The organism is Enterobacter mori (assembly GCF_025244905.1).
Classification (GTDB): Bacteria; Pseudomonadota; Gammaproteobacteria; order Enterobacterales; family Enterobacteriaceae; genus Enterobacter; species Enterobacter mori_A.
The window spans coordinates 1,251,887-1,265,457 of record NZ_CP104285.1; the positions used below are offsets into that span (position 1 = coordinate 1,251,887).

The 13,571-nt window shown below is 51.8% G+C and carries 15 protein-coding genes; 4 read left to right on the forward strand and 11 right to left on the reverse strand.

The annotated features are described in order from the left end of the window. Nucleotides 1–701: 701 nt before the first annotated feature. Nucleotides 702–1,274 carry a lipid IV(A) palmitoyltransferase PagP gene (gene pagP / locus N2K86_RS05850; protein WP_260661636.1) on the forward strand — a complete coding sequence of 191 codons (573 nt, stop codon included), beginning with the start codon at nucleotides 702–704 and terminating at the stop codon, nucleotides 1,272–1,274. Between the two features lie 190 nt (nucleotides 1,275–1,464). Then, nucleotides 1,465–1,674 carry a transcription antiterminator/RNA stability regulator CspE gene (cspE, locus tag N2K86_RS05855; protein ID WP_002439184.1) on the forward strand — a complete coding sequence of 70 codons (210 nt, stop codon included), beginning with the start codon at nucleotides 1,465–1,467 and terminating at the stop codon, nucleotides 1,672–1,674. A 218-nt stretch (nucleotides 1,675–1,892) separates the two neighbouring features. On the opposite strand, the gene crcB is transcribed toward cspE, so the two are convergent. Continuing rightward, nucleotides 1,893–2,276 carry a fluoride efflux transporter CrcB gene (gene crcB / locus N2K86_RS05860; protein ID WP_100165302.1) on the reverse strand — a complete coding sequence of 128 codons (384 nt, stop codon included), beginning with the start codon at nucleotides 2,274–2,276 and terminating at the stop codon, nucleotides 1,893–1,895. A 67-nt stretch (nucleotides 2,277–2,343) separates the two neighbouring features. On the opposite strand from crcB, the gene N2K86_RS05865 reads away from it, so the two are divergent. Continuing rightward, complete coding sequence (locus tag N2K86_RS05865) at nucleotides 2,344–3,132, forward strand: deaminated glutathione amidase (RefSeq protein ID WP_260660808.1); 789 nt, start codon at nucleotides 2,344–2,346, stop codon at nucleotides 3,130–3,132. A gap of 126 nt (nucleotides 3,133–3,258) precedes the next feature. Continuing rightward, a complete protein-coding gene (tatE, locus tag N2K86_RS05870; RefSeq protein ID WP_260660809.1) occupies nucleotides 3,259–3,462 on the forward strand; it encodes a twin-arginine translocase subunit TatE in 204 nt (67 codons plus the stop codon). Nucleotides 3,463–3,543: 81 nt separating this feature from the next. Here the strand turns inward: tatE and lipA are convergent, their stop codons facing one another. The 10 genes from lipA to rsfS form a co-directional block, all read right to left on the reverse strand. Then, entirely contained in the window at nucleotides 3,544–4,509 is a 966-nt protein-coding gene (gene lipA / locus N2K86_RS05875) for a lipoyl synthase (RefSeq protein ID WP_010428570.1), read from the reverse strand. Between the two features lie 207 nt (nucleotides 4,510–4,716). Next, nucleotides 4,717–5,670 (reverse strand): YbeF family transcriptional regulator, encoded by a 954-nt coding sequence (locus tag N2K86_RS05880; RefSeq protein ID WP_260660810.1) that lies wholly within the window; start codon nucleotides 5,668–5,670, stop codon nucleotides 4,717–4,719. Between the two features lie 281 nt (nucleotides 5,671–5,951). Beyond that, nucleotides 5,952–6,593 carry a lipoyl(octanoyl) transferase LipB gene (lipB, locus tag N2K86_RS05885; RefSeq protein WP_260660811.1) on the reverse strand — a complete coding sequence of 214 codons (642 nt, stop codon included), beginning with the start codon at nucleotides 6,591–6,593 and terminating at the stop codon, nucleotides 5,952–5,954. 93 nt (nucleotides 6,594–6,686) lie between these two features. Then, nucleotides 6,687–6,950, reverse strand: coding sequence for a DUF493 family protein YbeD (gene ybeD / locus N2K86_RS05890; RefSeq protein ID WP_006177135.1), 264 nt, complete (start codon nucleotides 6,948–6,950; stop codon nucleotides 6,687–6,689). A 106-nt stretch (nucleotides 6,951–7,056) separates the two neighbouring features. Next, a complete protein-coding gene (gene dacA / locus N2K86_RS05895; protein ID WP_260660812.1) occupies nucleotides 7,057–8,268 on the reverse strand; it encodes a D-alanyl-D-alanine carboxypeptidase DacA in 1,212 nt (403 codons plus the stop codon). Nucleotides 8,269–8,407: 139 nt separating this feature from the next. After that, on the reverse strand, nucleotides 8,408–9,511 hold the full coding sequence (gene rlpA, locus N2K86_RS05900; protein ID WP_260660813.1) for an endolytic peptidoglycan transglycosylase RlpA: 1,104 nt from the start codon (nucleotides 9,509–9,511) through the stop codon (nucleotides 8,408–8,410). 16 nt (nucleotides 9,512–9,527) lie between these two features. After that, on the reverse strand, nucleotides 9,528–10,640 hold the full coding sequence (gene mrdB, locus N2K86_RS05905) for a peptidoglycan glycosyltransferase MrdB (RefSeq protein ID WP_042715186.1): 1,113 nt from the start codon (nucleotides 10,638–10,640) through the stop codon (nucleotides 9,528–9,530). Between the two features lie 2 nt (nucleotides 10,641–10,642). Beyond that, nucleotides 10,643–12,544: a peptidoglycan DD-transpeptidase MrdA gene (gene mrdA, locus N2K86_RS05910; RefSeq protein ID WP_260660814.1), complete on the reverse strand. Its 1,902-nt coding sequence runs from the start codon at nucleotides 12,542–12,544 to the stop codon at nucleotides 10,643–10,645. Between the two features lie 28 nt (nucleotides 12,545–12,572). After that, nucleotides 12,573–13,040 (reverse strand): 23S rRNA (pseudouridine(1915)-N(3))-methyltransferase RlmH, encoded by a 468-nt coding sequence (gene rlmH, locus N2K86_RS05915; protein ID WP_003858701.1) that lies wholly within the window; start codon nucleotides 13,038–13,040, stop codon nucleotides 12,573–12,575. 3 nt (nucleotides 13,041–13,043) lie between these two features. After that, a complete protein-coding gene (rsfS, locus tag N2K86_RS05920; RefSeq protein ID WP_003858696.1) occupies nucleotides 13,044–13,361 on the reverse strand; it encodes a ribosome silencing factor in 318 nt (105 codons plus the stop codon). Nucleotides 13,362–13,571: the final 210 nt, after the last annotated feature.

Sequence of the window (13,571 nt, forward strand, 5' to 3'; positions counted from 1 at the left end):
CCCTGTCTACTTGCTACCCGAGAGCACAAATAATCAATAAAAAAAGAAGGATGAGAATGTGCCGAATTATTGCTCAGTCCTTGCTGATTAAAATCAATAAAAAGACTACTAAAGTAGGCATTGACGCTATTTTTGCCATGACTCCGGCATTTATGTCATATGGGTATTGACCGCCGGATACACCATTATATGTCATTTAGCGCACGGCAGGCCGGGAACGTGCGGGGCGCTGAGGCCAGTCTCTTCTGTGCACCTGGCAGTCTTTTGCTATAAGCAACATGCCGCGTATGGCTCAAAATCCTTTTTTCTTCACCGGGCATATTATTTTGGCGCAACGTATAAATATCTCTTACATGCTATATAAATTTAAAAAGACTTTGTGTGTTGTATTGAAGGCTGTGTTTTATTGTGCGAATTAACCCTCTTTAATATAGCGTCTCTAGCCTTCAAATGTCGTGAGTTAATAAAGTAGGAGTGCTGCGAATATATACCAAAGTGAGAACGGATAGCGGGCTTACTGACGAGTGCTGAGGGCGGCGGCAGAGCCCGGCAGGGCTGGAGTGCAACTTCTCACCCTCTTTCTAAGAATATTCTCGGATTTAGGGTCATTAATTAGGAATAACGCTGATGTTGTTAAGGATTCATTCAACTATTCTATGGTAAACTTTGCCTTGAATACTAAGAATGGTAATTGCATTGTGATGGTACGTAATAAATTTCCCCTGATTTTATTGTTTATTTTTGGGCAGTTAACTTTCTCTTCTGTCGCCAGGGCAGAGGATAACGCGGCGGATAAAGGTTGGTTCTCAACGTTTACGGATAACGTCGCGCAAACCTGGAAGGAGCCAGAACATTACGATCTCTATATTCCGGCGATAACGTGGCATGCACGTTTTGCCTATGACAAAGAAAAAACGGACCGCTACAACGAACGTCCCTGGGGGGCGGGTTTTGGTCAGTCCCGTTGGGACGACAAAGGAAACTGGCACGGACTGTACCTGATGGCGTTTAAGGACTCCTACAACAAGTGGGAGCCGATTGGCGGTTACGGCTGGGAGAAAACGTGGCGTCCTTTAGCGGATGAGAACTTCCGTCTTGGCCTGGGCTACACGGCAGGCTTTACGGCGCGTGATAACTGGAAGTACATCCCGATCCCGGTCCTGCTGCCGTTGGCATCCATTGGCTATGGTCCCGCGACGTTCCAGATGACCTACATCCCGGGAACCTATAACAACGGAAACGTTTACTTTGCCTGGATGCGTTTTCAATTTTAACTGATAAAACATTACAAACTGGCGAAAAAGTGCACTCCCGTTGAATCATAAAGGATAAAAATACGTCAGCGAAAATTAACGCGACTTTTATCACTTTTTAGCAAAGATCCGCTGGACAAAAGGTTCCACAATTGATGTACTGATACCCGACACAGCATTTGTGTCGTTTTTTAATGTAAAGGTAATTTTGATGTCTAAGATTAAAGGTAACGTTAAGTGGTTTAATGAGTCCAAAGGATTCGGTTTCATTACTCCTGAAGATGGCAGCAAAGATGTGTTCGTACACTTCTCTGCAATCCAGTCTAATGGTTTCAAAACCCTGGCTGAAGGTCAGCGTGTTGAGTTTGAAATCACTAACGGTGCCAAAGGCCCTTCTGCTGCTAACGTAATCGCTCTGTAATTCAGACGCGTCAGCAAGAATTTCAAAACCCGCTCCTTGAGCGGGTTTTTTTCGTTCTGAATCAACCAATCAGATACATTTTCAGGAAGCTGGCGACGATTGCCACGCTCAGCAAAACCATTCCTGCGCCCATCAACTGTTCTTTCATACTGTCACCCTCGCTCCGTATTACGTCCAGAGTGGCAGAGAAAAATTAAGCCAACATTAACGTCGGGCGATTAATGCGCGCTGGCGGAAGAAAAGAGCCAAAATGCGATCCCGGTCATCGCAAATGAACCGAGCATATTGATGGCGATGTTCGTTAATGCCCAGCCAATGCGTCCTTCCTGAAACAGGAACACCACTTCAGCAGAGAAGGTGGAGAACGTCGTTAAACCGCCACAGAAGCCGGTGGTAATCAATACTTTCCACACCGGATCGATATGTGTCATGCGGTTAAACCAGGCTAGCCCCATACCGATAATAAAGGCACCAATCAGGTTTGCTGCCAGGGTTCCCATGGGAATGGCCTGATGAAGAGGGTTAAACCGCATACTCAAAAACCACCGCGCAACGCTACCCGTGCCTCCGCCAATAAAAACGGCTATAAGTAGTTGTAACACTGTCAATACCTGCTATTGGATGTGTAAGTACGTCGAGTGTAACGCTGTTTTTGACCGGGGGACAAATATGTATGTTGCAGTAGGGCAGTTTGCGGTAACGCCGGACTGGAATGAGAATGCGGGAATCTGCGTCTCCCTGATGGCCCAGGCACGACTGAAGGGGGCATCTTTGCTGGTGCTTCCTGAAGCGCTGCTGGCAAGGGATGATAACGATCCCGATCTGTCGGTTAAGTCGGCGCAGTCGCTGGACGGGGCGTTTTTACAGCAGCTGCTGGCAGAGAGTGCTGGCAATCGCATGACGACCATTTTAACGGTGCATGTACCTTCTGCGCCGGGTCGGGCTGTGAACACGCTTGTGGCTATCCGTGGCGGCGAGATTATTGCACGCTACGCTAAGCTTCATCTCTATGATGCGTTCAACATTCAGGAGTCGCGACTGGTCGATCCCGGCGACAGCGTTCCACCCCTGCTGGACATCGATGGATTTAACGTGGGATTAATGACCTGCTATGATCTGCGCTTTCCAGAAATGGCACTGAATCTGGCTTTACAGGGCGCCGACGTCCTGGTATTGCCAGCGGCCTGGGTCAAAGGGCCCTTGAAAGAGCATCACTGGGCGACGCTGTTGGCCGCAAGGGCGCTTGATACCACTTGCTATGTGGTTGCCTCCGGAGAGTGTGGGAATAAGAATATTGGACAGAGCAGGGTTATCGATCCGTTGGGAGTGACCATCGCCTCGGCAGCCGAAGCGCCAGCGCTTTTGCTGACGGAGATACTATCAGAGCGAATTGCGCTTGCACGTCGGCAGTTACCCGTTCTTCGCAATCGACGGTTTGCGCCACCGCAATTATTGTGATGTTTTTTTCAACAATGCTTGATTCACCTTGTTACAGATTGCTATTGTGTGCGCGCGTCAAATGTCCGTTAATACGATCGGGTTTTTGGCGCTTAATGCAGCCTGTTTTATGTAAAGAAGGTATCTATGGGTGAGATTAGTATTACCAAACTGCTGGTGGTTGCCGCACTGGTCGTCCTGCTGTTTGGTACCAAGAAGTTACGCACGTTGGGTGGAGACCTGGGTGCTGCCATTAAAGGCTTTAAGAAAGCGATGAATGACGATGACGCGGCGGCGAAGAAAAGCGCCGAAGAAAGTGTTCCAGCAGAGAAGCTTTCGCACAAAGAGTAATGGCAATCCTGCAAGGCTTGCATAAAAAAACCGGCTCACGAGGCCGGTTTTTTTGTGTTTCTGTAAAAAGATATTACAGGTTTATTTTACTTCTTCGCCTTTCGCCTGCATATCGGCGTGGTAGGAAGAGCGAACAAACGGGCCACACGCGGCATGGGTAAAGCCCATCGCCATGGCTTCGGCTTTCATCTCGTCGAACTCATCAGGGCTAACATAGCGCTGTACCGGCAGATGGTGACGGCTTGGCTGCAGATACTGCCCCAGCGTCAGCATAGTGACACCGTGGCGGCGCAGATCGCGCATCACTTCGATGATTTCTGCATTGGTTTCACCGAGACCCACCATCAGACCGGATTTGGTCGGGATATGCGGATGCGCTTCTTTAAAACGCTCCAGCAATTTCAGAGACCAGTTGTAGTCTGCGCCTGGACGCACCTGACGGTAAATACGCGGCACGTTTTCCAGGTTGTGGTTGAATACGTCTGGTGGAGTGGCGGTCAGGATATCCAGCGCGCGGTCCATACGTCCACGGAAATCGGGAACCAGCGTCTCAATTTTGATGCTTGGGCTTTTTTCGCGGATGGCAGTAATGCAGTCTGCAAAGTGCTGAGCACCCCCATCACGCAGGTCATCACGGTCAACCGAAGTGATAACGACATAACGCAACGCCATGTCGGCGATGGTCTGCGCCAGTTTCTGCGGCTCGTTTACATCTGGCGCAACAGGGCGGCCATGAGCAACGTCGCAGAACGGGCAGCGGCGGGTACAGATAGCACCCAAAATCATAAATGTCGCGGTACCGTGATTGAAACATTCAGCAAGGTTAGGGCAGGAGGCTTCTTCACACACGGAGTGAAGGCCATTTTTGCGCATCGCCGCTTTGATCCCCTGGATACGCGAAGAGTCCGCCGGCAGTTTGATTTTCATCCACTCCGGTTTTCTTAACAGCGCTTCGCGCTCTGTAGCCACGTTTTTAACCGGGATAAGGGCCATTTTATCGGCATCGCGGTATTTAACACCGCGTTCCATCACAATGGGTTTACTCATAGCGTGCGTGTTCCAGTTGCGAATATCGAAGGAAAGCGTTTCAATTCAAGGGAATGTTGTATTTATCAACTATTTTTGAACGAACGACAGGCAGTATATCATTGAAACGGTCGGTAAAGCAGCCTGCCAGGTCGCCAATTTGTAAAATAGTTGTTGTTTTGTGCGTTTTGCCCAGCCTGCAGCAGGGGCTTGTGCTGTCAGGCTGGTTCAGAAGGCCTGGCGGATAACGTTGATGACGTTTTCCAGTACCGGATCGCGCAGGCTTAGCTTGTTGTAATGCAGCGAAATTTCAAGCGTTTCGTCATTCAACTGATTGAGCGGAATGCTCTCCAGCGGCCAGCATTTTCGCAGCAGGGTAAAGAGGCGCAGAGGCATTACGCACAGCATGTCGCTACTGCCAATCAAGGATGCAACGGTAAACATATTGTAACTGCTGAAGCTCACCTGGCGCTCCGGGAAGAGTTCATCAATACGCTGCCGTAGCGGGTTGGCTCCCTGGCCTTCTGTCATAAAAGAGGAGTGCTCGTAGGCACGCAGGTTTTCTAGTGTCAAAGGCGCATTGAACGCGGGATGATGCTGGCGGCATACGAGGATCAGGCTGTCGGCGTACAGGACATGCTGGCCTAAAGCCCTTGCACTGAAATGATTGCTGTCAATGATCAGGTCGGTCTGGAACTGCGCCAGCTGGGTTTCAGGGTCATTCACGGTGACGTTGCGGATCAACAGCTGCGGCGCATGTTGCTTTATTGTCTTGTAGATAGCAGGCATCACCAGCACGCCCAATGATGGGGAGGTGCCAATAGTGATGGTTCTGTGTTTATCGTAGCTGCCCGTGAGGTCCAGCGCACCGAGAATCGATTCCAGTCCCTGACTGATGTATTCATGCAGATGTGTGGCATAAGCCGTAGGGGTTACGCCCTGGCCCTTACGTATAAATAACGGATCCGGGAAAATAGCGCGCAGCTTTTGAATTGACTGGCTAATTGCTGAGGGGGTCAGATTAAGAATTTTCGCAGCGTTAACGATACCCTTGTGGACATAAACTGCCTCAAAAATAGTCAACAAGTTGAGATCAATATTACGTAAAGTCCGAAAAATTTGTGGCTTATCTTCACCGCCGGGTTCATTCAGGCGTTTGGCTGGTAAATTAGTAGACTCCACGCTTTCACTCCGTATCCATTCACAATATGAATGATAGTTGAATTTATTTATTATGCTTGCAGAGATTCGTAAAGTGTTTCACTTGTTTAACGAAAACAGACAGTTGGGTGATTGTCACGCAAGTAATATGAGATCCGCAGGCGGCACTATCAAATTGCTGAATAATATGTATCGCTAATATGCGGGCGCTTCGAAAATATAGAATCTGCTGATTGTTGTAAAGCGTAAATGCGGGAAATAGGCGTGGCCCGTCAAATAATCGAGCCACTAGCAAGCATATATTAAGCAGTGATATATTCGTGAGGAGGATTGTTAAGCAGTGCTAAAAAGTTATTCAAAAGTACAGGGCGAATAATATCCGGGGTGGCGGTGGCTACCCACTGGCACATTTGCGTCATCTCCATACCCGCATAGCCGCACGGATTGATGCGCAGGAAAGGGGCGAGATCCATATTGATATTGAGCGCCAGCCCGTGGAATGAACAGCCTTTGCGAATGCGCAGACCCAATGAACAGATCTTCATCTCTCCCACATATACGCCCGGCGCATCCGCACGCGGATGGGCATCAATGCCGTATTCTGCGAGGGTGTTTACGACGGTTTGCTCCAACAGGGTGACAAGTTCACGGACACCCAACTTTCTGCGCTTCAGGTTGAGCAACACGTACATCACCTGCTGACCCGGACCATGATAGGTTACCTGCCCACCACGATCGCTCTGGATCACCGGGATATCGCCTGTCATCAACAAATGTTCGGCTTTTCCTGCCTGCCCCTGGGTAAACACAGGAAGGTGTTCAACCAGCCAGATTTCATCGGGTGTGGTTTCATCGCGTGAATCGGTGAAGTCATGCATAGCCTGAGAGACAGGCTCGTAAGGTTGAAGCCCGAGATGGCGGACAAGAATGTTATCCTGGTACAAAACGACGTCTCCGAAGACGGGGAGAAAAGGGTGCGGAAAGTATATCACAGCAGGGAGAGGGGTTACCCGGCAAACCGGGTAACCGCAGAGGGACTACAGCACCATACGAACGATTTCGATATTGCCGAGTTCTTCGTACAGCGTCTCAACCTGCTCAATGTGTGTCGCAGTGATGGTAATAGAAACCGAGTGGTAGTTGCCCTTGCTGCTTGGTTTTACTGACGGAGAGTAGTCACCCGGCGCATGGCGCTGTACCACTTCAACCACCTGATCAACCAGCTCAGGCTTCGCCAGACCCATTACTTTGTAAGTAAATGAGGTAGGGAATTCAAGCAGTTCGTTAAGTTTGGTTTTCATGTCAGCTCCGGCGTAACGTCAAAAAAGAATAACTCCCACGTCGGGTGGGAGTTATCAGGATACTTAGTATATGGGGATCAAAATCACACTTTCAAGTGTTCAGTTTTTAGCCAAACCAGTGGTGGAACATCAATTTAATGTAATCAATGATTTTGCCGAAGAAATTGCCTTCAGGAATTTCATCCAGCACCACGAGCGGACGCTGATCGATGGTTTTGCCGTCAAGCTGGAAGTTGATGGTACCCACAACCTGGTTCTTCTGCAGCGGGGCGTGCAGTTCGGTGGTGTTGAGCACGTAGCTCGCTTTCAGATCTTTCATGCGGCCACGAGGAATGGTCAGATACAGATCTTTATCCACACCCAGGGAAGCACGGTCATTATCACCGAACCAGACTGGCTCTGAGGCGAACTCTTTACCCGCTTTCAGCGGATTGACGGTTTCAAAGAAACGGAAGCCCCAGGTCAGCAGTTTTTTGCTTTCGGTTTCACGGCCTTTGAAGGTGCGACCGCCCATCACGGCGGAAATCAGGCGCATCTGGCCTTCAGTCGCAGAGGCCACCAGGTTGTAACCCGCTTTATCGGTATGGCCAGTCTTGATGCCGTCAACGTTCAGGCTGTTATCCCACAGCAGGCCGTTACGGTTGGTCTGACGGATACCGTTGAAGGTGAACTCTTTTTCTTTATAGATGGTGTATTCGTTCGGGACATCACGGATCAGTGCCTGGCCAATCAGGGCCATGTCACGTGCGGAGCTGTACTGACCGTCAGCATCAAGACCATGTACGGTCTGGAAGTGACTGTTTTTCAGACCCAGTGCGGAAACATAGCTGTTCATCAGGCCAACAAACGCGTCCTGGCTGCCTGCTGCGAAATCGGCCATGGCGACGCAGGCGTCGTTACCGGACTGCAGGTTGATACCGCGGATCAGCTGAGAGACGGGAACCTGCATGCCAGGTTTCAGGAACATCAACGATGATCCTTTGAACACCGGGTTACCGGTCGCCCAGGCATCGTTACCGATGGTGACCAGATCGGTTTCTTTGAATTTACCTGCCTTCATGGCCTGACCGATAACGTAGCTTGTCATCATTTTTGTCAGGCTGGCCGGATCGCGACGGGCATCGGCATTCTGTTCTGCCAGAACTTTGCCAGAGTTGTAATCGATCAGGATGTAGGATTCCGCGTCGATTTGCGGAACGCCAGGGATCATGGTCTTGATGTTCAGGTCATCCGCGTGAGCTGCAGAGAGAGCAGCTGCGCAAAGGGCCGCGGTCAGCGCCATGCGCTGCACAAAACGAGCAGAAAAAGTGGTCTTCATGGTCAGAACTACGACATCCGTGATGGAATTAAAAAAAGTGCCTTACTATAGCAAATGCTATACAGGCAGGCATCCGACTTTCATCATGAGATTGTGAATGTGTTTTACACAAATTGACATTTCGGATACCGCCGATTCATTACTTCGCAACAGTGATAAACGACTGGAGCTGCGCTTCGCTTTGCAAACGCTGTTGCAGGGAAGCTGCCTGTGATTTGCTGGCAAACGGCCCCATCTGAATACGCCAGACTGCACCGTTTTGCTCAACCCGGCCCGGTACACTGAACTGCTGGCTTAAGCGTTGCTGATACTGTTGTGCACGTGCCTGATCGCTGACGGCGCCGACCTGAACCACGTAGCTGCCGCTTGCGGCCGCAGGGGCGGGAGCACTTTGCGTGGTCGCTGGTGCGGTCACGGGGGCAGGTTGCGTGACTGGGGCTGCAACAACCGGGGCTGGCGTGGGTTCACTGCCTTCAAGAACGCCAGAGGATAAGGTTGTCGGAGCTCCAAGAAAACCGCTGCTTTTCACCGGGGCGCCGGTACTGTCATCGCTGTGTAACGTATCGTTACTGATGGCGCGGACTTCGCCTTGTGGTTGAGCAGGCTCTGCAGGGGTAGACGCACCTCCCATTCCACCACTTAGGTCAGGACGAGCCGGCAGGGCATAGGTTTGTTTCGCGACAGTCGTACAGGCGGTGCCTGGACCTGAAAGGGTGCCATCCTGCGCGACGATGATCGGATCGATACGCACTTTGGTGTTGTTCGAAGTATTCAGACGGTCAGCCGCTGCCCGGGACAGCGAGATAACGCGGTCATTCCCGTATGGGCCACGATCGTTGATACGCACGACGATCATACGACCGTTAGCCAGGTTGGTGACGCGAGCATAGCTTGGGATCGGCAACGTCGGATGTGCCGCCGTGATTTGCATCGGATCGAAGGTTTCGCCTGATGCGGTCAGGTTACTACCCGGCTCGGCATCATAAATGGCGGCAAAGCCAGCCTGGCTGAAACGGGAAGGATCCTGAACAATTTTGAAGCTTTTGCCGTCGCGCTGATAATCCTGATTCGCCGTTGCGTTCAGAGGTTCATAGATCGGATCGGCACCGCTAATTTCAACAATCGGGCCGTTACAGACCGCAGGCTGCGGCGGCGCGACGGTTGCCTGTTGCTGACCATCATCACTTGTGCAGGCTGCAAGTAAACTTGCTGCGATGCAGATCCCCAGCCACTGCTTACGCATTGCGCTCCCCTTATTTTTATACGCTTTTGGACAACATTTTTCTGTGGGTATGGATCGACATGACGATACCAAACCCGGCCATCAACACGATCAGTGCCGAGCCCCCGTAACTCACCAGCGGCAGCGGTACGCCTACAACCGGCAGAATACCACTCACCATACCAATATTTACGAAGACATAAACGAATAAAATCAGCATCAATCCGCCTGCCATCACGCGACCAAAGGTGGTTTGCGCTCGTGCGGCAATCCACAGCCCCCGCATAATCAGCAGCACGTAGAGCGCCAGCAGAATTAAGATGCCCACCAGCCCTAACTCTTCTGCCAGCACGGCAAAGATAAAGTCGGTGTGGCGTTCGGGCAAGAACTCCAGCTGCGACTGCGTACCGTGCAGCCAGCCTTTCCCGCGCAGGCCACCGGAGCCAATCGCAATCTTCGACTGAATAATATGATAGCCCGCACCCAGTGGATCGGTTTCTGGATCGAGGAGCATCATCACGCGCTGGCGCTGGTAATCATGCATCAGGAAGAACCAGAGGATGGGGATAAAGGCGGCAACCAGCACCACCGCGATACCGATCAGACGCCAGCTCAGGCCTGACAGGAACAGGACAAACAGGCCGGACAACGCGATAAGAATCGAGGTGCCGAGGTCAGGCTGTGCTGCAACCAGCAAGGTTGGCAGGAAAATCAGCACCAGCGCGATCGCGGTATTTTTTAGCGAAGGCGGGCAGACGTCGCGGTTAATAAAGCGCGCGACCATCAGCGGTACGGCAATTTTAGCGATTTCCGACGGCTGGAAGCGGACTATCCCCAGATCCAGCCAGCGCTGTGCGCCCTTGGATATCGCACCAAAGGCATCCACCGCAACAAGCAGGATGATACAGAAAATATAGAGGTAGGGCGCCCAGCCTTCATACACGCGGGGTGGGATCTGCGCCATCACCACCATGATGACCAGGCCCATCGCGATTTGGCCGATTTTGCGCTCCATCATGCCGATGTCCTGACCGCTGGCGCTCCAGATAACCAGGGCGCTGTATACCAGCAAAGCCAGCAGAATCAATAGCATGGCAGGGTCAATGTGGATTTTGTCCCACAGCGATTTTTTATTCGGATTATCCGTCATGATTATTGGTCCTCCGCCGCAGCGGCTGCCGGGTTTTCTGTCGGCAGTTCGGTGTTGTTATCACCCAGCATTATGTGGTCGAGGATTTGACGCATGATGGTACCTACCGCCGGACCCGCGCCGCCGTTTTCGAGAATCATCGCCACTGCAACCTGCGGGTTATCATAAGGGGCAAACGCCGTCATGAGCTTGTGGTCACGCAGACGTTCAGCAATTTTGTGCGCGTTATAGGTTTCGTTTGCCTTCAGGCCGAAGACCTGAGCAGTCCCCGACTTGGCCGCTACTTTATAAGGCGCACCCGCAAAATATTTGTGCGCAGTACCGTTCGGACGGTTTGCCACGCCGTACATACCGTCTTTGGCAATTTCCCAGAAACCGGAATGGATGTCGCCCACCGGTGCTTCATGCGGCTGCACCCACGGCACTTTTTTACCGTCTTCAACCGTACTTTGCAGCAGATGCGGAACCTTTACCACGCCGTCGTTGATGAGGATCATCATCGCTTTGTTCATCTGTAGCGGGGTAGCTGTCCAGTAACCCTGGCCGATCCCAACCGGAATGGTATCACCCTGGTACCACGGCTTCTTAAAGCGCTTCAGCTTCCATTCGCGGGTTGGCATATTGCCTGAACGTTCTTCCGCAAGATCGATGCCAGTGTAGTGTCCGTAGCCGAATTTACTCATCCACGTCGACAGACGATCAATACCCATGTCATAGGCGACCTGATAGAAGAAGGTATCCGCAGACTCTTCCAGTGATTTGGTGACGTTCAGATGACCGTGACCCCATTTCTTCCAGTCGCGGTAACGTTTTTCAGAGCCTGGCAGTTGCCACCAGCCGGGGTCAAACAGGCTGGTATTGCGATTGATCACGCCCGCACTCAGTGCAGAAACCGCAACGTAAGGTTTTACCGTTGACGCAGGCGGGTAAACACCCTGTGTCGCACGGTTCACCAGCGGGGTGTTCGGATCGTTAAGCAGACCGGAATAGTCTTTGCTGGAGATACCGTCCACGAAGAGGTTAGGGTCGTAGCTCGGCATAGAGACCATGGCCAGAATTCCACCGGTGCGCGGGTCGGTGACGATAACGGCGGCACGGCTGCCTGCCAGCAGGGTTTCGATATACTGCTGCAGCTTAAGGTCGAGTGTCAGATACACATCATGACCCGCCTGTGGCGGCACCTCTTTCAGCTGGCGGATTACGCGGCCACGGTTGTTAACTTCAACCTCTTCATAACCGGTTTCGCCGTGCAGCACATCTTCATAATAACGCTCAATCCCCAGCTTACCGATATCATGCGTTGCGGCGTAGTTGGCCAGCTTGCCGTCTTTATCAAGGCGGTCAACGTCTTTATCGTTAATCTTGGAAACGTAGCCAATTACGTGCGTCAGCGCAGAGCCGTAAGGATAGAAGCGGCGCTTATAGCCTTTTACTTCCACGCCGGGGAATCGATACTGGTTCACGGCAAAACGGGCCACCTGCACTTCTGTCAGGTTGGTTTTGACCGGAATAGACGTGAAGCGGTGAGAGCGGGAGCGCTCTTTTTTAAAGGCGGCGATATCGTCATCGTTGAGATCGACAACGCTTCTCAGCGCGTTCAGCGTATCCTGCACGTTGTCGACCTTTTCCGGCATCATCTCGATTTGATAGATGGTGCGGTTTAAGGCCAGCGGCGTGCCGTTACGGTCGTAGATAATGCCGCGGCTTGGCGCGATCGGCACCAGCTTGATGCGGTTCTCGTTTGAACGCGTCTGGTAGTCGGTAAAGCGGACAATTTGCAGATTATAGAGGTTGGCGATCAGCACGCCGGTCAGCAGCAAAATCCCCGTAAAGGCGACCAGCGCCCGGCGCACAAACAGCGCGGACTCAGCCGTATAGTCGCGAAAAGAATTCTGTAGTTTCATCCGCTGCTTAATCTACCCTGGTCAGTCATTACTCGCGGTGGTAGGGGTGGTTGGTAGTAATGCTCCACGCGCGGTACAGGCTTTCTGCCACCAGCACCCTAACAAGCGGGTGGGGGAGCGTCAGCGCGGAGAGAGACCAACTTTGTTCTGCTGCCGCTTTGCAGGCGGGGGATAACCCTTCAGGTCCGCCAATCAACAGACTGACATCACGACCATCCTGCTTCCAGCGCTCAAGCTCGTGCGCCAGTTGCGGCGTATCCCAGGGTTTACCTGGAATATCGAGGGTAACGATGCGGTTTTTGCCTGCGGCAGCCAGCATCAGCTCGCCCTCTTTATCGAGAATACGTTTGATATCCGCGTTCTTGCCGCGCTTACCGGCAGGAATTTCCACCAGTTCGAACGGCATATCCTTTGGAAAACGACGCAGATACTCAGTAAAACCGGTTTGTACCCAGTCCGGCATTTTGGTGCCGACAGCGACCAGCTGCAACTTCACGCATTAACCCCAGAGTTTTTCCAGCTCATACAGGCGACGGCTCTCTTCCTGCATGACATGGACAATCACATCGCCGAGGTCAACAACCACCCAGTCAGCGGTTGCTTCACCTTCAACGCCAAGCGGTAACAGCCCTGCTGCACGTGATTCCTGAACGACGTGATCGGCAATCGAAACCACATGGCGAGTAGAGGTACCGGTGCAGATAATCATGCAGTCGGTGATGCTGGATTTACCTTTAACGTCGATAGCGATGATGTCCTGACCTTTCAGGTCATCAATTTTGTCGATAACAAAATCCTGGAGTGCTTTACCCTGCAAGTTTTCCCCCTGGGTGAATGAGATTGTGTAACTATAAATTCGTGGCCAGACAGTATACCTGAACTGACGCCAGTGTCGGGACAAATGTCACCGGCCGGGCTTTTGAAGGCGGGTATCATCCCACCCTCCGCCGGAGATTGCATCGCCATTTTTGTAAAACAATTTCTGTAAAGCAATGATCGGCGGGAAAGTCTGGCAGCGGAGGATAAC